Consider the following 21,215-nt stretch of genomic DNA (forward strand, 5'->3'; position numbering starts at 1 on the left):
GGCGCTGAAGAATACCTACAACAAAAAGCGTCGAACTGTAGAGGTTGTGATTTCTTCCGTCGGCCCGTCAGCCCGCCAGCATTCGGGTGGGGGAGGCCAGGCCGGCGACGATCGCATCCGCTGCCCGAACCAGGGCCAGGTGGGAGAGCGCCTGCGGCGTGTTTCCGGCCTGATGCCCGCCTGCCACGTCGTACTCCTCGGAGAGCAGGCCGACATCGTTCACGAAGCCGAGCAGGCGGTTCATCAGCGTGTTGGCATCGTCGATGCGACCGGAGGTGGCGTACTGCTCGACCAGCCAGAACGAGCAGGCCAGAAACGGATGCTCACCCGGCGGCAATCCGTCCACCCCGGCGGCCGTGCGGTAGCGCAGGAGCAGGCCATCGCGGCAGAGGTCCTCCTCGATCGCGGCCACGGTGCCGAGCATGCGCGGATCGGTGGGGGCGCAGAAGCCGACCTGCGGGAGGACGAGGAGGGAGGCATCCACTTCGGTACTGCCGTAGTACTGCACGTAGCTGCCGAGGTTTTCGTTGAAACCGCGGGTTTCGATGTCGGCGCGCACCTCGTCGCGCAGCGTCTTCCAACGTTCGAGCGGGCCGTCGAGGCCGCACTCCTGGATGCCGCGCACGGCACGGTCGAAGGCGGCCCAGACCATGACGCGGGAGTGCGTGAATTCGCGGGCCTGCCCGCGCACCTCCCAGATGCCCTGGTCGGCCCGGCGCCAGTTCTTCTCGAGAAAGCTCATCAGTGCGCGCTGCAGCGGCCAGGAGAACTCGGTTTCGCGCACCCCGGCAGCGCGTGCGGCGTGCAGGGCGACCATGACCTCGCCGATGACGTCGGACTGGAACTGGTTGACCGCGTCGTTGCCGACCCGCACGGGGGAGGAGCCGTTGTAGCCGGGCAGGCTGCTCAGCTCGCGTTCGGGGAGGTAGCGCTCGCCGGAGAGCCCATACATGATCTGCACGTCGCTCGAATCCCCGGCAATGGCGCGCAGCAGCCAGGCCCGCCAGTCGCCGGCTTCCACCTCGTAGCCGTGGCTGAGCAGGACCTCGAGCGTGAGTGAGGCGTCCCGCAGCCAGACGTAGCGGTAATCCCAGTTGCGGGTGCCTCCGGTCTGCTCGGGGAGTGACGTGGTCGCTGCGGCCACGATGCCGCCGGTTCGTTCGTGCGTCAGGGCGCGCAGCACCAGCAGCGAACGCACCACCTGGGCGCGCAGGGGGCCTTCGTGGCTGCAACGGGATGCCCAGCTCTGCCACCAGGCGCGGGTCGAGCGGTAGGCCGCATCGATGTCGATGGCCGGTGGAATCTCCCGGTGCGAGCGATACCAGGTCATTTGGGCATCGACGGTTTCGCCGGCGATGACATCGAAGTGCGATTCGTGCCGGTGGTCTGACGCGCGGAGCGCCGGGCCGCGCACGACGATGGCGTCGGGTCCGGCGATCGCGACCAGGCCGCGCACCGACTCGCCCTTCAGCTGGCGCACCCACGGAATCGTCGTCGCATAGCCAAAGCGGATGCGCAGATCCTGCGTCATCGCCATCGTGCCGGTGATGCCGCGCACCCGGCGCACCAGGTCGGCCCGGCCATCACCGTGCGGCATGAAGTCGAGCACCTCGACCTGCCCGGTGCTGGTGGTCCACAGTGTCGATAGCACGAAGGTGTCGCCATCATAGCGGCGGGTGGCGATGGCGTTTGGGTCGGCGGGCGCGAGCAGCCAGCGGCCATGGTTTTCATCGCCGAGCAGCGCACCGAACATGGAGGCGGAGTCGTAGCGGGGCAGGCAGAGCCAGTCGATGCTGCCATTGAGTCCGACCAGTGCCGCCGAGTGGCAGTCGCTGATCAGTGCGTAGTCCTCGATGGGGAGTGCCATCAGGCCATCCTGTCAGCAGGAGGGTGAGAGTGCGCTGACGATCTGCTTAGGCTACGAGGCGAGCGGAGGCGAGGGTGGCCGACGCCTTGTCGATCCAGGCAGCGGATGCTGCGGCGAGGTCGTCGTCCGCGCTGGCCACGGTTGCAATAGGGGCCGTGTTGATCAGCTTGGTGTGGATCGGGGCTGCGTCGATTGGCTGCCCGGTGATCGGGACGGGTTCGTTCCAGGTGACAATCGGGGCCGGGATCCAGGACAACGCCGTCGGTTCACCGCTGCTTTCGCCGCGCAGCGTCGCCTGCTCGGTGAGGATGGTCTCGGTCAGTTCGACCGCGATCTCCCGGGCCTTGAGCCCGTGAAAAATGACGTCAGTATCGCCGGGGGTCCGGGGCGAGAGCGTCCAGGCACCGGTTTCGCCGATCAGCTCGCCGAGCTTGTCGTGCAGCAGCTCAAAAATCTGTTCGTCGCCAAGGACTGGAGCTGCGGCCACGCTCATCGCCGCGCTCGCGGCCAAACGTCGGCGTCGACGACCAAACATGACGAGCCCCTTTCAGATGCAGCCGACAATCAGTTGCTACCTCCAGTTTCGGTCACCAAACCGCGACTCGCCGGACGGCGCGCCGACCAGCAGCCGAACTCAGCTGTCGATTTCGCGTTTATTGGCGTCTTCGATGACCGTGCCGATGGCCACAGCGGCGCTCAGTGCCCACCCCAGCCACAACATCACCAGACGCCAGTCGCGCGGTCCGTGCCTGGTGGCCTGCACGGTGTTCCATCCGCCGGCGATGACGCCGATCATGGCACTGCTGAATATGAACTTTCGCATGTGAACCTCCGGCCTAAGGTTACCCGGAGCCTCCCCGGCCGGGGCAAACCCGAATAGGCTGAGAAAAACCCCTGAACTGACCGATCGGACAGGATCTGACCGATCGGTCAACTAGCCTGTGGTCGTGCCCATTCTTCCTGCGACATCCGCTGCACCGCCGGCCGGCGGCATCCGCTCACAAACCGGCGCCGACCTGCGCCAGGTCGCGCTGACCCAGTTCGCCTCGGTGGGATTCGCGGCAACCTCGCTGCAGAATATTGCCGACATCGCGGGCTTCTCCAAATCCAGCGTGCTCTACCACTTCGCCTCCAAGGAGGTGCTGCTCGAGCAGGTGCTCACGCCGGCCATCGACCAGCTCGAGGTTGTTCTCGACCGCTTCGTGACCGCGCCCGAGAGCATTGCCACCCGTGAGCGGTTCGTCGACGACTTCATCGACTTTCTGCTCGAGTTTCGGCTGGAACTGCACACCTTCATCAACCAGGCCCAGTCGCTGCGCGGCATCGCCATCATCGACCGGGCCGGACTGCTCATCGTTCGTCTCGCCGCGAGTATCTGCCACGACGACGCGAGCAATGAAGACCGCCTGCGGTTCGGCTTCGCCCTCGGCGGTGCCGCCTACTCGCTCGTGGCCGGCATGACCTTTCTGGGCGAGGCCACCCTGCCCGACGACGACCTGCGTCCGGCGCTGCGCACCGTGATGACCGAACTGCTCGCCCCCGTCTCCGTACACCCGCGCCCCGCTCACTCCTGAATTTCTGCGCCGTCCGAAAGTAGTTTTCATGGCAACCGTTCTGTATCGTCTCGGCCACTTCGCCTACCGGCGGGCCTGGCTCGTCATCGGCATCTGGGTGCTGCTGCTCGCCGGCATCTTCGGCGGCGGCGTGGCCCTCAACGGCCAGACGCAGGAGTCCTACGCAATCCCCGGCACCGAGTCGCAGGATGCCATCGACTCGCTCGCCGCGGTGTTCCCCTCGGCGGCCGGCGCGCAGGTGCAGGTCGTTTATCACGTGCCGAGCGGGGCATCCATTGATGATGCGCCGTACCGGGCCGCCATCGAAAGCATGGCCACAGAGATCGGCGCCATCGACGGCGTCGACACCGTGATCACCCCGTTCAGCGACTACGCAGCGGATGCCGTCTCGAGCGACTCCGAGACCGCCTTCAGTCAGGTGGCGCTCACTGGGCAATCCACCGACGTTTCTACGGACACCCTCGACGCCCTCGTGGCCACTCGGTCGATCGGGGAGGACGCCGGCTTGCAGGTCGCGTTCGGCGGCCAGGTCTTTCAGGACAACACCTTCGGTATCACCGTCACCGAGGTGCTCGGCGTGCTCTTCGCCGGCGTCGTGCTGCTCATCACCTTCGGTTCCCTGCTCGCCGCCGGCATGCCGCTGCTCATGGCCATGATCGGCGTCGGCGTCGCGATCGGCGGCATCACCGCGGTGAGCGCCTTCGTCTCGGTCTCGAGCACCGCTCCCATGCTCGCGCTCATGCTCGGGCTCGCGGTGGGCATCGACTACTCGCTGTTCATTTTGTCGCGGCATCGATCCCAGCTGGCTACCGGCATGAAACCGCACGAATCGGCCGCGACGGCCGTCGCCACCGCCGGTGGCGCCGTGGTCTTTGCCGGCATTACTGTGATCATCGCCCTGCTCGGACTACTCGTGGTCGGCATCCCCTTCTTGAGCGTGATGGGACTCGGCGCCGCATTCGCCGTGCTGGTCTCGATCGGCGTGGCCGTGACCCTGCTGCCCGCCGTGCTCGGCGTGGTCAAGGGCAAACTCATCCCCAAGGTCGGCGGACGGGCCCACCGCCGGGCGACCACCCCCGACGATGGAAGACCGACCCTGGGCCGGCGCTGGGTCGGACTGGTACTCAAAGCCCCGATCGTCGCCGTCATCGTGGTGGTCGGCGTGCTGGGAACCCTCGCCATTCCCGCACTCAGCCTCGACCTCAACCTGCCGGACGGCGGCTCCGAACCGGCCGGCTCCACCCAGCGGGAGGCCTACCAGCTCATCAACGACGGCTTCGGCCCCGGCTACAACGGCCCGCTCATCGTCGTCGTCGACATCACCCAGACCACCGACATCTTCGGCGACCTCGACACCATCGGCGCCCAGATTCGCGACCTGCCGGGCGTCGCCTACGTGGGCACGGGTACCCCAAACCCCACCGTCGACACGGCCATCATTCAGGTGATGCCCGACAGCGCACCGGATGCCGCGGCCACGAAAGACCTCGTGCAAATGATTCGAGACCTCGGCCCGGGCATCACCGCGAGCCTCGGCACCCCGATCGCCGTCACCGGCGCGACTGCCGTCGGCATAGACATCTCCAACCGGCTGACCGACGCGCTCATTCCCTTCGCGCTCATCGTGGTTGGGCTCTCGATCATTCTGCTCATGATGGTGTTTCGCTCCGTCTTCGTGCCGATCAAGGCCGCGCTCGGCTTTTTACTGTCGGTGTTCGCCGCCATCGGCGCCACCGTGGCGATCTTTCAGTGGGGCTGGTTTCCCGACCTGTTCGGCGTAGAAAACCCCGGCCCCATCCTCAGCTTTCTGCCAATTCTGCTCATGGCGGTCTTGTTCGGCCTCGCGATGGACTACGAGGTGTTCCTCGTCTCGGGAATGCGCGAGGAATTCGTGCGCACCGGCAACGCCCGGCAATCGATCATCCACGGCTTCGCCCATGCCGGCCGGGTTGTCACCGCCGCGGCCCTGATTATGTTCTTCGTCTTCTTCGCGTTCGTCCCCGACGGCACCGGCGCCATTAAAGGCATCGCCTTCGCTCTGGCTATCGGTGTCATGCTCGACGCCTTCCTGGTGCGCATGACGCTCGTTCCGGCCGCGATGGCACTCGCCGGAAACGCCGCCTGGTGGCTGCCACGCTGGCTCGGGCGGCTGCTGCCGAACGTCGACATCGAGGGGGACGGACTGCGCCAGCACCTGCACGACAGCGCGTGGGCGGCGGAGCAGACCGATGCGATCACGGCCGATGAAGTCGTCTTCGGCCTCGAGACCGCGCCGATCGGTCCGCTCAGCCTGAGTATTCCGGCTGGTTCGCTCGTGTGGCTCACCGGCACGGCCGGCCACCGCCGGGTCGTCGCGGCCACCCTGGCCGGGCGACTCGATCCGGTCCGCGGACGACTGCAGGTGCTCGGCTACCCGCTGCCATCCGACCGGCAGCAGGCCCTGCGCCGGGTTGCCCTCGCCGATATCGGTGAGCATCGGGACACCGAGATCACCGTCGGAGAACTGCTCGCCGAACGGCTGCGGCTCACCCTGCCCTGGTACCGGACCGCCTCGGTCGCCAGCCGTCGCGCCGACTGGATCAGCAGTATCAACCGGGCCCTGGGTGCCGGTCAGCCGGTGACGGCCGCCACGACGATTTCGGCGCTACCGGCCCACGGCCGGGCGACCGTCCTGGTCGCGGCGGCGCTCACCGAACGCCCCGGTGTGGTCTTCGTCGACCTCGGCGAGGGCCTCCCCGAGCCTTTCCTGGGCCGGGACCTGGCGACGGTACTGGCCATGCTGGCACCCCCGACAACCACACTGGTGCTCGGCGCTGCACGCTTCGACATCGATGGCCCGGAATCGGCGCACGATCGACCGTGGCAGCAGATCGATCTCGACGCGCCAGTTGACGACGACCTGATGATGGATTCCCTCGATGGAAAGGCCCTGCAGCGATGAGCACCGCACTCGACAAACTGTTCAGCCGTACCCCGCGGCAGCGGCGGCTGACCGTCGCCGCTCTCGTGGCCGTCGTGGTCGCCGTGCCGCTCGCCGTGGCCGGACTGTTCACGGTGGCTCTCGTTTCGGCCGATGACCGGGTCGACACCATTCCCGCGATCGTCGTGAACAACGACGAATTCGTCACGACCACCCTGCCGGACGGCACCGAACAACAGGTTCTAGCCGGTCGATTGCTCGTGACCGAACTGACCGCGCCCAGCGCCAGCGATGCCAGCACGGCCGGATTCGACTGGACCATCTCCAACACGGCCGACGCGCAAGCGGCGCTCGCCGCCGGAGACGCCTACGCGATTCTGACCATCCCCAGCGATTTCTCCGCCTCGATCACCTCGCTCTCGGGCAGCACCCCGGTGCAGGCAGACCTCGATATTCGCACCGATGACGCCCATTCCTACCTCGCCGGCTCGCTGGCCCAATCGGTCGGCTCGGCCATGACGGGCGCCTTCGGCCAGGCGATCACCGCGCAGTATCTCGAAGGCCTGTACACGAATCTCGCCCTGCTTGGCTCGTCCCTCACCGATGCCGCCGACGGCGCGGCCGCGCTCTCCACCGGGGTGAGTGGGGTCAAGGCCGGCCTCGATTCCCTTGCGGCCGGCACGGCGACCGCCGCTACCGGGGCGGCATCCGCTGCCAGCGGAGCGACGAGTTATGCCTCGGGCGTGGCCTCCTATACCGACGGCGTCACCGGGCTGAGCGCGGGGCTGACCGAGCTGAAGTCCGGCGCCGGCGCGCTGGCTCCGCTCGAAACCGGGCTCCCGGCCTACGCTTCGGGAGTGCAGGGAACGGCGGCAGCGTTCACGGCCCTCAACGCGCAGATGCAGGCCGACCCGAACGTCGCAGCCTACGCCGGCGCGCTCGCGCAAATTCAGGGCGGCCTCACCACACTCGGCGCCCAGAGCCCGGGCATCGGGGCAGCCGGCACCGGAATTGGGTCGGTGCTGGACGGCATCTCGTCGAGTGCGAACGGTGCGCTTACGCTCGCGGCCGGCGGCCCAGCCTTGTCAAGCGGCGCAAGCGATCTCGCGACCGGTGTGCAGGGAATTTCCGCGGGGCTCGGTACCCTCGCTTCCGGCACCGAGTCGGCCCAGGCCGGGACGCACGCACTGGAAGCCGGGGCCGCCGAGCTCGCGACCGGGCTGGCGGACGGCGCGGCGGGGGCATCCGTTTTCACCGATACCGATGCTGCGACCACCGCCGCGGTCGTCTCCGAGCCGGTCAGTGTCACGACCGAGCGCGACCACGCGATCGACTCGGCCGGCCCGATTATCGGCATGATTTTCGTGCCGGTCGGCCTGTGGATCGGAGCTCTCGTCGTCTTTCTGCTGTTCAAACCGCTCACAGCATCCGCCCTGGCTTCGACGACGAGCACCGGCCGGTTGCTGCGTCGCGGCCTCGGCCGGGCCTTCGCCATCGTTGCCGGCCAGGCCGTTCTGGTCACCGTGCTGCTGCATACCGCCCTCGATGTGGCGTGGACGCTGCTGCCGGCCACCCTCGGCTTCGCCCTGCTGTTGGCCTTCGTGTTCGTGGCCGTGCAGCACTGGCTGAGCGTCGCGTTCGGTCGGGTCGGCATCGTCATCTCGCTCGTGCTGCTCGCCCTGCAACTCGCCGCGGCGAGTGGGCTGTACCCGATCGAACTCGTTGCCGCCCCGTTCCAGGCGTTGAGCCCCTTTCTGCCGCTGACCTGGGCCGTGAACGGCCTGCAGGCGATTGTCAGTGAAAGCGGGGGAGCGGATATTGCCGCCGCCGCCGCAATACTGCTCCTGTTCGCGATCGGTAGCGTGCTGCTCTCGTTCTGGAGTGTGGCCCGGGCGCGCGGAGCCCGCTCGTTCGGGCTGGGGCTGGCCAGGGCGTAGGGCGCGGTGCCCCCCATGAGATTGGGGGCGACTGGTATCCTTGGGAGGGCAACACAGGCGTGCACCGCGGGTGTGCCCGGAACGGATGATCCATTACTTATTCAGCCGACTCCACGCGGTTCGACCGAGACCAGACCGCACTCGACGATTCGGGGGCTGACGCTGCGCCCGATGACACCGCAACCGGTGCCTACACGCTCGTCGTCGTCTCCAACCGGCTGCCGGTCGATTTCGAGGAAGGCGACGACGGTGCCGCCACCTGGCGCACTTCACCCGGCGGCCTGGTCACCGCACTCGAACCGCTCATGCGTGCGTCAAACGGCGCCTGGGTCGGCTGGCCCGGCGTCGCTGATCGCTCCTTTGCGCCGTTCGATAATGACGGCATCTCGCTCGTGCCCGTGCGGCTCAACGAAGAAGACATTGAGGACTACTACGAGGGCTTCTCCAACGACACCCTCTGGCCGCTCTACCACGACGTTATTGCGCCGCCGAGCTATCACCGCGAAACCTGGGACGCCTACGTCAGGGTGAACCGTCGATTCGCTGCAGCCGCAGCAGCGGTCGCCGCCCCCGGAGCCACGGTCTGGGTGCACGACTACCAGCTGCAGCTTGTTCCGCGCCTGCTGCGGGAGGCCCGCCCCGACCTCGTCATCGGCTTCTTCAATCACATTCCATTTCCGCCATATGGCATTTATGCGCAGCTGCCCTGGCGTAAACAGATTCTGCACGGCCTGCTCGGCGCCGACGTTATCGGCTTTCAACGGGTAGCGGATGCCGGCAATTTCTCCCAAGCGGTGCGTCGCCTCTATGGCTATGCCACCCGCGGCGTCGTTATCGACGTGCCCACCGGCGACAACGGGCAGACCGGCCAGAGCGGGCAGACTGGAGAGACTCGTCGTGTCATCGCCAAGCACTTTCCCATCTCGATCGACGCGGCCGCCTACGAAGAACTGGCCAGACGCCCCGATATCCAGGCCCGCGCACGTCAGATTCGGGAGGACCTCGGCAACCCGAAAACGCTCATGCTGGGCGTCGACCGGCTCGACTACACCAAGGGCATCGGCCACCGCATCAAGGCCTTCGGGGAACTGCTCGCCGACGGACGCCTGAGTGTCGAAGACGTCACCCTGGTGCAGATCGCGAGCCCGTCCCGCGAACGGGTCAGCACCTATATGGCCCTGCGCGACGAGATTGAACTCGCCGTCGGTCGACTCAACGGTGACTTCTCCACGATCAGCCACACCGCCATCAGCTATCACCACCACAGCTACCCGCGTGAAGAAATGGTCGCGATGTATCTCGCCGCTGACGTCATGCTCGTCACCGCGCTGCGTGATGGCATGAACCTCGTCGCCAAGGAATACGTGGCCGTGCGCTTCGATGCCGACGGGGTGCTCGTGCTGAGCGAGTTCGCCGGCGCCGCCGATGAACTCAAACAGGCCATCCTGATCAATCCGCACGACATCGACGGCACCAAGGACGCCATCGTGCGCGCGGTCGAGATGCCCCGGCGGGAACGCGCCAGGCGTATGCGATCGCTGCGCCGCAAGGTCGCGGAGAACGATGTTGCCGCCTGGTCGGCCTCGTTCCTGCGGGCCCTCACCGGCGGCGCTGCCGTGGCGGCCGGAATCCCCGACGATCTCGACCTGGCCTTGCAGAATCTTGCCGGTGCCGAGAACGTGCTCATCGCCCTCGACTTCGACGGAACGCTGGCCCCGCACGTTGACCACCCCGAAGACGCCCGTGCAATCACCGGCACCCGGGAAGCCATTCAAGCCCTGCTCGACCTGCCCGGGGTGCGCGTAGCCTTCGTCTCTGGGCGCGCCCTGGTAAGTCTGCAGCACGTTGCCCAGCCGCAGAGTTCGGTGTTGCTCACCGGCTCGCACGGCATCGAGGTTCAGCTGGACACCCCCGAGATTGAACTCAACCTGGTCTCCTCCGAGCTCGAACAGCTCGACACCCTTGCCCGGGTGCTCACCAGCATCTCCGGATCGATTGCCGGGACCACCATCGAGCGCAAGCCCGCCGGTCTGGCCCTGCACACCCGGCTCGCGACCGAGAAAGACGGCCAAACTGCTCAGCGCGAGGCAAGGGAACAGCTCACCGATCAGCTGCCCGGACTTACCGTTCGCGAAGGTAAGAACGTGCTGGAATTCTCGGTACGCTCCAGCACCAAGGGCGATGCCCTCGAGAAGCTGCGCGAGTACAGTGGGGCCGACCGGGTGTTCTACGCCGGCGACGATGTGACCGATGAAGACGCCTTCGCGGCATTGCGTGACGACGATCTCGGCCTCAAGGTCGGCCAGGGCGCGACCCTCGCCGGCTACCGGGTGCGCAGCCCCAAGGAAGTCACTCAGGTCCTCGTGCGCATCGCCGCACTCCGTGCTGGCCTTGCGCTATGAGGCCCCATTGAAAATAGAGGGCGCCCTGAGGTTCTAGACTCGGAGGCATGTCTGAGATCGATGTGAAACCCCGTAGCCGCGCCGTCACGGATGGAATCGAGGCCACCACATCGCGTGGAATGCTTCGCGCCGTCGGCATGGGCGACGCCGACTGGGACAAGCCCCAGATCGGCATTGCGAGTTCGTGGAACGAGATCACGCCGTGCAACCTCTCGCTCGACCGCCTCGCCCAGGCCGCCAAAGAAGGCGTGCACTCCGGTGGCGGCTACCCGCTGCAGTTCGGCACCATCTCGGTCAGCGACGGTATTTCGATGGGCCACGAGGGCATGCACTTCTCCCTCGTCTCGCGTGAGGTCATCGCTGACTCGGTCGAGGTCGTCATGCAGGCCGAACGTCTCGACGGCAGCGTGCTGCTGGCCGGTTGCGACAAATCCCTGCCCGGCATGCTCATGGCCGCCGCCCGCCTCGACCTCGCCAGCGTGTTCCTCTACGCCGGATCGATCGCCCCGGGCTGGGTCAAACTTTCCGACGGCACCGAAAAAGACATCACCATCATCGACGCGTTCGAGGCCGTCGGCGCGGTCAAGGCCGGCCGCATGAGTGAAGCGGATGCGAAGCGCATCGAGTGCGCGTTCGCTCCGGGCGAGGGCGCCTGCGGCGGTATGTACACCGCGAACACCATGGCCAGTGTCGCGGAAGCCCTCGGAATGAGTCTGCCCGGCTCGGCGAGCCCGGCATCCGCTGACCGTCGCCGTGACTATTTCGCCCACCGCTCGGGCGAGGCCGTGGTCAACATGCTGCGCCTCGGTATCACCGCCCGCGACATCCTCACCCGCAAGGCATTCGAGAACGCCATCGCCGTGGCCATGGCCTTCGGCGGCTCCACCAACGTCGTGCTGCACCTGCTCGCCATCGCCCGCGAGGCCGAGGTCGAGCTGACCCTCGACGACTTCAACCGCATCGGCGACAAGGTTCCGCACATCGGCGACCTCAAGCCGTTCGGCAAGTACGTCATGAACGACGTGGACCGCCAGGGCGGCGTGCCCGTCGTCATGCGCGCGCTGCTCGAAGCCGGCCTGATCCACGGCGACGCCCTCACCGTGACCGGCAAGACCGTCGCCGAGAACCTTGCCGAGATCGACCCACCCGACCTCGACGGCGAGGTGCTGCGCACCCTGGACAACCCGATCCACAAGAGCGGTGGCATCACCATCCTCAAGGGCAGCTTCGCGCCCGAAGGTGCTGTGGTGAAGACCGCCGGCTTCGACGCCGCCGTCTTCGAAGGCCCCGCCCGGGTGTTCGAGCGAGAGCGCGCAGCGATGGACGCCCTGACCGAGGGGAAAATCTACAAGGGTGACGTCGTCATCATCCGCTACGAAGGCCCGAAGGGCGGGCCGGGAATGCGCGAGATGCTCTCGATCACCGCCGCCATCAAGGGCGCTGGGCTCGGCTCCGATGTACTACTATTAACGGACGGTCGATTCTCAGGCGGCACAACCGGACTGTGCATCGGCCACATAGCACCCGAAGCGGTGGACGCAGGTCCAATCGCCTTCGTGCGCGATGGTGATCTGATACGGGTCGATATCGCAGCTCGCACGCTTGACCTACTGGTCGCACCTGCTGAGCTGGCCGCCCGGCAAGTCGGCTGGGCACCTCTTCCCCCGCGCTATACCCGGGGCGTGCTGGCAAAGTACGCAAAGCTCGTGCATTCCGCCGCCGAAGGCGCCATCACCGGCTGACGCTGCGCACCGGCTCACCGGCACACCCCGTGGGGACACGCTGATAGATGTCGCAAGACCGATTTCAAAGTAGGGATTCTACGATCATGACCACGGAAACCACGCCTGTGCCCTCGGCCCCCGCGTCCGCGGAGCCGGAAATGCTCACCGGTTCGGGGGCGATCATTCGCACCCTGGAGCTGCTCGGTGTTACCGACGTTTTCGGTATCCCCGGCGGCGCCGTCATCCCGCTGTACGACGAGCTGATGACGCAAACCAAGATCCGCCACATTCTGGTGCGCCACGAACAGGGTGCCGGTCATGCCGCCGAGGGTTATGCCTCCGCAACCGGCCGAGTCGGCGTGGCGATCGCCACGAGCGGACCGGGTGCCACCAACCTGGTCACGGCCATTGCAGACGCCTACATGGACTCGGTCCCGCTGCTCGCGATCACCGGCCAGGTCTTCTCGACGTCCATGGGAACGGATGCCTTCCAGGAGGCCGACATCATCGGCATCACGATGCCGATCACCAAGCACTCCTTCCTGGCTCGCCGGGCAGAGGAGATTCCGGCGGCCATCGCCTCGGCGTACCACATCGCCTCGACCGGACGCCCCGGCCCGGTGCTCGTCGACATCACCAAGGACGCGCAGCAGAACTTGGCACCGTTCATCTGGCCGCCGAAGCTCGACCTTCCTGGTTACCGGCCGATCGTCAAGGCCCACGGCAAGCAGGTGCAGGTTGCGGCCCAGTTGCTGCTCAATGCCAAGAAGCCGGTGCTCTACGTGGGCGGCGGTGTGATCCGGGCCAAGGCCTCACCCGAGCTCCTCGTGCTCGCCGAGACGACCGGCGCACCGGTCGTGACCACCCTGATGGCACGTGGCGCCTTCCCCGACTCGCACCCGCAGCACCTCGGAATGCCGGGCATGCACGGCACCGTTCCCGCCGTGCTCGCGCTGCAGGAGAGCGACCTCATCATTTCGTTCGGAGCACGCTTCGACGACCGGGTGACCGGAAAGATCAGCGAATTCGCCCCGAATGCGAAGATCGTGCACGTTGACGTCGACCCGGCCGAGATCTCCAAGATCCGTCTGGCCGATGTACCCATCGTCGGTGATGCCAAAGATGTCATCGCCGATCTCATCGTTGCCTGGCAGGAGGCGGTTCAGGCCGCCGCCCCCGACGCCGGTGTTCCCGACACCGCTGAGTGGTGGACCTACCTGCGTGGCTTGAAAGACGAGTTCCCGCTCGGCTTCACCGAGCCAACCGACGGCCTGTTGGCCCCGCAGTACGTGATCCAGCGAATCGGCGAGCTCACCGGCCCGGAAGCGGTCTACGCGGCAGGCGTTGGCCAGCACCAGATGTGGGCGGCGCAGTACATCAAGTACGAGCGTCCCAATTCATGGCTCAACTCGGGTGGAGCCGGCACTATGGGGTACTCGGTTCCCGCGGCGATGGGCGCCAAGGTCGCCGAGCCGGACCGCGTGGTCTGGTCGATCGACGGCGACGGCTGCTTTCAGATGACCAACCAGGAACTCGCCACCTGCACGATCAACAAGATCCCGATCAAGGTCGCGATCATCAACAACTCCTCCCTCGGCATGGTGCGCCAGTGGCAGTCGCTGTTTTACGACGGGCGGCACTCCTTCACCGACCTGAACACCGGTCACGGCACCGCCATGGTTCCGGACTTCATCAAGATGGCGGATGCCTATGGTGCGCTCGGAATTCGGGTCACCAGCAAGGACCAGGTCGATGACGCCATCAAACTGGCCCTCGCCACCAATGACCGCCCCGTCGTCATCGACTTCATTGTGAGCCCCGGCGCCATGGTGTGGCCGATGGTTCCGCAGGGAGTCAGCAACAGTTTCGTTCAGTACGCCAAAGACCATGCACCCACCTGGGGAGACGAGTAACCGTGACGAGCCACGTTCTGAGCCTGCTCGTCGAGGACAAGCCCGGCCTGCTCACGCGCGTCGCCGGCCTGTTCGCGCGTCGCGGCTTCAATATTGAGAGCCTCGCCGTGGGGCACAGCGAGATCGCCGGGCTGTCCCGCATCACGATTCTGGTTGACGTCGAGGACATCCCGCTCGAGCAGGTGACGAAGCAGCTCAACAAGCTGATCAATGTGATCAAGATCGTCGAACTCGACCCCACCCAGTCGGTGCAGCGCGAACACCTCCTGATCAAGGTCAAGGTGGACAACACGACCCGGTCGCAGGTGCTCGAAGCGGTCACCCTATTCCGAGCCCGGGTCGTCGACGTCGCCGCCGACGCCCTCGTTATCGAGGTCACCGGTGACACCGGCAAGACCCAGGCGTTCTTGCGCATTCTCGAGCCGTTCGGAATTCGCGAACTTGCGCAGTCGGGCATGCTCGCCATCGGCCGCGGTTCCAAATCGATTACCGAACGCGTCTTCAAAAACTAACGGTTTCAACTTTTTCTACTAATCAATTCACGAGGAGAAATACACATTGTCTGAGATTTTCTACGACAAAGACGCCGACCTGTCGATCATTCAGGGCAAGAAGGTGGCCGTCATCGGCTACGGCTCGCAGGGTCACGCCCACGCGCAGAACCTGCGCGACTCCGGCGTCGAGGTCAAGATCGGCCTGAAGGACGGCTCCAAGAGCAAGGCCAAGGCCGAAGAAGCCGGCTTCACCGTGCTGTCCACAGCGGATGCCGCGGCCTGGGCCGACGTCATCGTCATCCTCGCGCCCGACCAGGTGCAGCGTCACCTGTACAAGGACGACGTGCTGCCGAACCTGGCTGCCGGTAAGGCCCTCGTCTTCGGACACGGATTCAACATCCGCTTCGGGTACATCACGGCGCCCGACGGCGTTGACGTCGTCATGGTCGCCCCGAAGGGTCCGGGCCACACCGTGCGCCGCGAGTTCGAAGCCGGTCGCGGCGTTCCCGTGATCGTCGCCGTCGAGAAGGACGCCTCGGGCAACGCCTGGCCGCTCACCCTCAGCTACGCCAAGGCGATCGGTGGCCTGCGCGCCGCCGGCATCAAGACCACCTTCACCGAAGAAACCGAAACCGACCTGTTCGGCGAGCAGGCAGTGCTCTGCGGCGGTACCTCACAGCTGATCCAGTACGGCTTCGAGGTTCTCACCGAGGCCGGCTACCAGCCGCAGGTTGCGTACTTTGAGGTGCTGCACGAGCTCAAGCTCATCGTCGACCTCATGTGGGAGGGTGGCATCGCCAAGCAGCGTTGGAGCGTCTCCGACACCGCCGAGTACGGCGACTACGTCTCCGGCCCGCGCGTCATCGACCCGAGCGTCAAGGAGAACATGAAGGCCGTTCTCGCCGACATCCAGAGCGGCGCATTCGCCGAGCGCTTCATCGCCGACCAGGACAACGGCGGAGTCGAGTTCCTCGCCCTGCGCAAGAAGGGCGAAGAGCACCCGATCGAGGCCACCGGCCGCAGCCTGCGCAAGCTCTTCGCGTGGAATGCCTCGAACGACGACGACTACACCGACGGTTCGGTGTCGCGCTAAGCATCCGCTTAGATTGAGGAAGGGGTTCTCGTTCGCGAGAGCCCCTTCTTCGTTCCCCGGCACGAGCGTCGAAAGGGCAAACGAATGACAACGGATGCCGTGGGCACCGAAAATCAAACGGTGTGGCGCAACCGCATGTCGGCCCTGGCCATGCTCGGCGTGTGCCTCTACGTGTTCATCGACGTGGTGCTGCAATTTCTGCCGCCGCACTACAGCCCGATCAGCGACGCCGAGAGCAACCTCGCGGTCGGGCCGTTCGGCTGGATCATGAACCTCAATTTTCTCGGGCGAGCGGTGTTCTGCGTCGCCGCCGTCGTGGCGATCGCGCTGGCGGCCAGGCTGCTGGTCCCACGGCGTCGGGACCTGCTGCTCGGCGCCGGCCTCGGGCTGTTTCTTGTCGGGGGAGCCAGCTCGGCCGTGCTCGCTTTCTTTCCGACCGATGTCAGCGCGTCCCACGAGAGCACCCTGCAGACGTCGACCACCGTCGGCGCCATCCACCTGGCCGTAGCGTCCTTCGGCTTCGTCGCGGCCCTGATCGCCATCCTGCTACTTACGGCCTGGTTGCGCATCCGCCGGGTTATGCCGCGGGTGCAGCCGTGGGCGATGGTTTTCGCGGCGCTCACCCTGACCGGTCTGCTCGCAGTCGTCGCCGCCAGTGCCTGGGCGCCCGGTGTGGTCGGGCTCGCGGAGCGCCTGGCCCTCGTGGGTATTCTGGGATGGACGTGGTGCGTGAGCGCCGGAATCCGTCGACTGGCCTGACCTACACCAGCCGGCCCGCGCTGAACACTCGGTGAACAGAATGATCTCACTGCCAAGTATTCGGCAGTCGCCCCCAAACTGGGGTGATGTCTACTCTCTCTCGACGTGATCTCTTCTCGGCCGGTGTTTTCGTTGTTGCCGGCGCCGCAGCAGCGACCGTGGGCGGCCAGCCAGCCAGCTCGAACGCCGCCGTCCTGTCCGCCGGCACCCGATTCGACCACGGGGTTGCCTCCGGAGACCCGCTGCCCGACGGCATCCTGCTCTGGACTCGGGTCACTCCGATGACCGAAGCCGCACCCGGGTCGGGCCTGGGCCCCGACGTCTCGGTGACCTGGGAGGTGGCCGAGGACTCGGGCTTTTTGCGGGTCGCAGCGAGGGGCACGACCATAACCGGTGCAGCCCGGGATCACACGGTGAAGGCGAAACCGACCGGGCTGCGGCCGTCCACCAGCTACTGGTTTCGCTTCAGTTCCGGCGGAGTCGTTTCCCCGGTCGGTCGCACCAAGACAGCCCCGGCCGCCGGTGTCGCAATCGATCGCCTGCGCCTCGGTGTCGTGTCCTGCGCCAACCTGCAGGCGGGCTTCTTCACCGCGTACCGCCACCTCGCCGATCGCGGCGACCTCGACGTCGTGCTGCACCTCGGGGACTACCTCTACGAATACGGCGTCGGTGAGTACCAGGCCCGTGACGTGGTCGTGCGGCCACACGACCCCACGACCGAAATGATCACCCTCGAGCACTACCGTCGTCGGCACGCGCAGTACAAATCCGACCTCGACCTGCAGGCGCTGCACGCCGCGGTGCCCTTCATCGTCACCTGGGACGACCACGAATCCGCCAACGATGCCTGGTCGGAGGGCGCCGAAAACCACACCGAGGGCGCCGAGGGCACTTGGAAGGCGCGGCGGGAGGCGTCCCAGCAGGCTTATGCCGAGTGGATGCCGGTGCGCTACGACGTGGGCGGCCAGCTCTATCGTCGCTTCGGCTTCGGCGACCTGGCGAGTGTGTCGATGCTCGACCTGCGCAGCTACCGCAGCGAGCAGGCCGCGAACATGGTCAGCGCCGACATCTCCAGCCCCGACCGCACCATCACCGGCACCGCACAAATGGACTGGCTCCTCGACGGGTTCACGCAAACCGACACGCAGTGGAAACTGGTGGGGAACCCGGTCATGATCGCGCCGGTGCGCTTTCCGTCGACGTTGTCCACCGCCGAGATCGGGGGAGTGCAGGCCCTCCTCGGCACCACGACGATCGACGGCGTGCCGTACAACGTCGACCAGTGGGACGGCTACGCCGCCGATCGCAGCCGTGTGATCAGTCACCTGCGCGACCACGGCGTCACGGATACCGTCTTCCTCACCGGGGACATCCACTCCGGCTGGGCCTGCGACATTCCGGCCGACCCGCTGACCTACCCGACAACCGGCACCTCCGTCGCCACCGAACTGGTCTGCACCTCGGTGACCAGCGACAATCTCGACGACATTCTCGGGGTGCCGCCGCGCACCGCGTCCCTCGCCGTTGAAACCGCGTTCCGGACCGCGAACCCGCACGTCAAATACCTCGACTTCGACTCGCACGGCTTCTCCGTGCTCGAGGTGACACCGGCAGCGGTGCGGATGGACTGGTACGTGCTGTCGGAGCGCACCAGCCCGGCGTCCACGAGCTCACTGTCGACGTCGTTCCGGGTCGCAGCCGGTACGCAGACGGTGACGGCCGCGTTGTGAGCGGCCTCGATTCGCTGACAGCGGTGAGCCAAGCAGACGGCATCGCCAACCGTCGGACATTTCTCAAGATTGCCGTGGGCGCCGGAGCTGCCGTCGTGCTGTCCGCTGCGCCGGGAGCGGCCTGGGCCGCGACATCCGCTGCTGCAGACCCAAGAGCCCCCGCCGCTCGTACCCGGGTGTACGTGCTGGTCATTGACGGATGCCGCCCCGACGAGATCACGCCTGAGCTCACACCCCGCCTGCACGCGCTGCGTACACAGGGCGTCAATTTTCCGGCGGCCCGGTCGCTCCCCATTATGGAGACCATCCCCAATCACGTCATGATGATGACCGGCGTCCGGCCGGACCGCTCCGGTGTTCCGGCGAATGCCGTCTACGACCGTGCTGAAGGTGTTGTGCGCAACCTGGACCGACCGAGCGATTTGCGGTTTCCGACCGTGCTGGAGCGGCTGCGAACCGGTGGCCTGACCACCGGATCGGTGCTCAGTAAGGAGTACCTGTTCGGAATATTCGGCGAACGCGCGACCTACCGGTGGGAGCCGGCGCCGCTCGTACCGGTGAGCGGCCACGCGCCCGACCAGTTCACGATGGACGCCCTCATCGCCATGGTCACGGTGTCCGACCCCGACCTGGTCTTCGCCAACTTCGGCGACATCGACCGGTTCGGGCATTCTGACGAAACCGGCTCTTCGGTCAAGATCGCCCGCACCGCGGCTCTGGCCCGGAGCGACTCTCAGATCGGTCGTTTCGTCGATCACCTGGTCACTGTCGGGCTCTGGGAGAGCAGTGTCATCATGGTGCTCGCCGACCACTCGATGGATTGGTCGATCCCCTCGAACCTGATCTCGATTGATCTGATTTTGCAGGATCACCCGGCACTGCGCGAGCAGGTCGTCATCGGGCAGAACGGCGGCGCCGACCTGGTGTACTGGGTGGGCAGCGACGCCGGCCGTGCTGCCGGACTCGCCGAAGTCCGTGCTTTGGTCACGGCCCACGAGGGGGTGCTCGCGGTGCATGAACCGGCAGAGCTGCGACTGGGCGCAAACGCCGGTGACCTCGTGGCCTACTGCCGGGCGGGCTGGCGCTTTTCTGATCCGGCCGTGCTGTCGAATCCGATTCCGGGCAATCACGGGCATCCGACGACGGAGCCGATTCCGTTCTTCATCTCCGGTGGAAGCCCGCGCGTGCGCACCGGAATCACCCTGTCGGACCCGGCGCGCACGATGGACGTAGCACCGACGGTTGCGGCTTTGTTCGGTCTCGCAGCGCCGGCCGGTGGCTATGACGGAGTCGACCGGGCGGTGGCCTTCACCGCCGTGTAAAAACCCGGTGATTACCCCATTATGGGTAAAGTCGAGGAACGCACCGGTCGCATGGCCGGTTCCGCTGGTCCTGTGCACCGACGCACAGCTTCGCCGCACGTCCTGCAAAACGGGGGCCTGTGGGGCCTTCGTTCCACTCGCGTAAGGCCGGTACCACCATGACCTCAGGCAACAACACCGGCGACGTCAGCCTGGTCGCCCCTGCCCCCCTCGACGACGGTCCGCTTCCCAAATGGAAGATCGTTGGCCCCGGACTGGTCGTGGCCGCGACCGGCGTCGGAGCGGCCGACATGGTCGCCACCCTCGTCGCCGGATCCCGATATGGGTATGCCCTGCTCTGGGCGGTCATTCTCGGTGTGATCCTCAAGATCGTGCTGGTCGAGGGCGCCGGCCGGTACACCCTGGCCACCGGCATGACCATCTTCGAGGGCTGGCGGTCCCTCGGTAAATGGACCACCTGGTACTTCGGTCCGTACATCATGCTGTGGGGCTTCGTCTATGGCGCCACCGCCATGTCCTCGGCTGCCCTGCCCCTCGCCGCACTGTTCCCGGTCTTTCCGCTGCAGGTCTGGGCCGTTCTCATGGGTCTCGCCGGTCTCACCATGGTCTGGTTCGGCCGCTACGCCTTCTTCGAGAAGGTCACCGCCGTGCTCGTCGGCATCATGTTCGTCACCGTCGTCGGCCTCGCCGTCATCGCCGTGCCCGACTTTCCGGCCATGCTCGCCGGCCTCGTGCCGATCATTCCTGAGGGGGGAGTGCTTTACACGCTCGCTTTGGCCGGCGGTGTCGGCGGCACCATCACCCTCGCCGCTTACGGCTACTGGCTGCGCGAAAAGGGTTGGTCCACTCCGCGCTGGATGAAAGTCATGCGCATCGACAACCGCATGGCCTACGTCATGACCGGCATCTTCGTCGTCGCCATGCTCATCGTCGGCGCCGAGGTGGTCGCCGCTGCCGGTATCACCCTGAGCGCGGGGGACACGGGACTGCTCGACCTCTCCACGGTGCTCAACGAGAAGTACGGCGTCGTCGTCGGTACCGGATTTCTGGTGGGCTTCTGGGCGGCATCGTTCTCGTCGATCATCGGTGTGTGGAACGGCGTGAGCCTCATGTTCGCCGACTTCTGGGGCAATATGCGCGGTAAGAAGTCCGGCCACCCCGACACCCTCGTCGGTGGCAAATACTTCAAGTTCTACCTGTTATGGCTCACCTTTCCGCCCATGATCCTGTTTTTGCTCGGCTCACCGATCGGCCTCATTCTGGCCTACGGCGTACTCGGCTCACTATTCATGCCGTTTCTCGCCATCACCTTGCTGGGACTGTTGAACGGCAAGCGCATCCCGCGGGAATGGCGCAATAAGTGGTTCACCAACGGTGCGCTGGGCATCTGCGCGCTGCTCTTCATCGTGTTGGGCGTGCAACAACTGGTCACCGCTCTGAAGCCGCTGTTCGGGTAGCTTCGGCGGCAACCGGATACTCT

15 protein-coding genes are annotated in these 21,215 nt (G+C 66.2%); 12 read left to right on the forward strand and 3 right to left on the reverse strand.

Features of this window, described 5'->3' with window-relative positions; translation table 11 throughout:
- Nucleotides 1–67: 67 nt before the first annotated feature.
- The 3 genes from E3T43_RS10675 to E3T43_RS10685 form a co-directional block, all read right to left on the reverse strand.
- A complete protein-coding gene (locus E3T43_RS10675) occupies nt 68–1,867 on the reverse strand; it encodes a glycoside hydrolase family 15 protein (RefSeq protein WP_134472446.1) in 1,800 nt (599 codons plus the stop codon).
- 46 nt (nt 1,868–1,913) lie between these two features.
- The gene (locus E3T43_RS10680; protein ID WP_134472447.1) at nt 1,914–2,402 is read right to left on the reverse strand and encodes a hypothetical protein; all 489 of its coding nucleotides are present in this window, start codon (nt 2,400–2,402) and stop codon (nt 1,914–1,916) included.
- A 99-nt stretch (nt 2,403–2,501) separates the two neighbouring features.
- Nucleotides 2,502–2,690 (reverse strand): hypothetical protein, encoded by a 189-nt coding sequence (locus tag E3T43_RS10685; RefSeq protein ID WP_092449289.1) that lies wholly within the window; start codon nt 2,688–2,690, stop codon nt 2,502–2,504.
- A 124-nt stretch (nt 2,691–2,814) separates the two neighbouring features.
- Between E3T43_RS10685 and E3T43_RS10690 the strand changes: the two genes are divergently transcribed.
- The 12 genes from E3T43_RS10690 (at nt 2,815) to E3T43_RS10745 (ending at nt 21,192) form a co-directional block, all read left to right on the forward strand.
- Nucleotides 2,815–3,441, forward strand: a complete 627-nt coding sequence (locus E3T43_RS10690) for a TetR/AcrR family transcriptional regulator (protein WP_241978934.1) — start codon at nt 2,815–2,817, stop codon at nt 3,439–3,441.
- A 28-nt stretch (nt 3,442–3,469) separates the two neighbouring features.
- Nucleotides 3,470–6,382 carry an MMPL family transporter gene (locus tag E3T43_RS10695; protein WP_198414347.1) on the forward strand — a complete coding sequence of 971 codons (2,913 nt, stop codon included), beginning with the start codon at nt 3,470–3,472 and terminating at the stop codon, nt 6,380–6,382.
- Nucleotides 6,379–8,298: a YhgE/Pip family protein gene (locus E3T43_RS10700; RefSeq protein ID WP_134472448.1), complete on the forward strand. Its 1,920-nt coding sequence runs from the start codon at nt 6,379–6,381 to the stop codon at nt 8,296–8,298. The genes E3T43_RS10695 and E3T43_RS10700 overlap by 4 nt, the downstream gene beginning before the upstream one ends.
- 92 nt (nt 8,299–8,390) lie before the next feature.
- Nucleotides 8,391–10,700 carry a bifunctional alpha,alpha-trehalose-phosphate synthase (UDP-forming)/trehalose-phosphatase gene (locus E3T43_RS10705; RefSeq protein WP_134472449.1) on the forward strand — a complete coding sequence of 770 codons (2,310 nt, stop codon included), beginning with the start codon at nt 8,391–8,393 and terminating at the stop codon, nt 10,698–10,700.
- 47 nt (nt 10,701–10,747) lie between these two features.
- Nucleotides 10,748–12,442, forward strand: coding sequence for a dihydroxy-acid dehydratase (gene ilvD, locus E3T43_RS10710; RefSeq protein WP_104132618.1), 1,695 nt, complete (start codon nt 10,748–10,750; stop codon nt 12,440–12,442).
- 86 nt (nt 12,443–12,528) lie between these two features.
- A complete protein-coding gene (locus tag E3T43_RS10715; protein ID WP_092449284.1) occupies nt 12,529–14,337 on the forward strand; it encodes an acetolactate synthase large subunit in 1,809 nt (602 codons plus the stop codon).
- 2 nt (nt 14,338–14,339) lie between these two features.
- Nucleotides 14,340–14,849 carry an acetolactate synthase small subunit gene (gene ilvN, locus E3T43_RS10720; RefSeq protein WP_092449283.1) on the forward strand — a complete coding sequence of 170 codons (510 nt, stop codon included), beginning with the start codon at nt 14,340–14,342 and terminating at the stop codon, nt 14,847–14,849.
- Between the two features lie 46 nt (nt 14,850–14,895).
- Complete coding sequence (ilvC, locus tag E3T43_RS10725; protein ID WP_092449282.1) at nt 14,896–15,924, forward strand: ketol-acid reductoisomerase; 1,029 nt, start codon at nt 14,896–14,898, stop codon at nt 15,922–15,924.
- An 84-nt stretch (nt 15,925–16,008) separates the two neighbouring features.
- A complete protein-coding gene (locus tag E3T43_RS10730) occupies nt 16,009–16,683 on the forward strand; it encodes a DUF998 domain-containing protein (protein ID WP_134472450.1) in 675 nt (224 codons plus the stop codon).
- Between the two features lie 86 nt (nt 16,684–16,769).
- Nucleotides 16,770–18,413: an alkaline phosphatase gene (locus E3T43_RS10735; RefSeq protein WP_134472451.1), complete on the forward strand. Its 1,644-nt coding sequence runs from the start codon at nt 16,770–16,772 to the stop codon at nt 18,411–18,413.
- Between the two features lie 23 nt (nt 18,414–18,436).
- Nucleotides 18,437–19,735 carry an alkaline phosphatase family protein gene (locus E3T43_RS10740; protein WP_134472452.1) on the forward strand — a complete coding sequence of 433 codons (1,299 nt, stop codon included), beginning with the start codon at nt 18,437–18,439 and terminating at the stop codon, nt 19,733–19,735.
- Nucleotides 19,736–19,893: 158 nt separating this feature from the next.
- Nucleotides 19,894–21,192 carry an Nramp family divalent metal transporter gene (locus E3T43_RS10745; RefSeq protein ID WP_134472453.1) on the forward strand — a complete coding sequence of 433 codons (1,299 nt, stop codon included), beginning with the start codon at nt 19,894–19,896 and terminating at the stop codon, nt 21,190–21,192.
- The last annotated feature ends 23 nt before the right edge of the window (nt 21,193–21,215 follow it).

It is taken from the genome of Cryobacterium sp. Hh7 (assembly GCF_004403155.1).
GTDB lineage: Bacteria > Actinomycetota > Actinomycetes > Actinomycetales > Microbacteriaceae > Cryobacterium > Cryobacterium levicorallinum.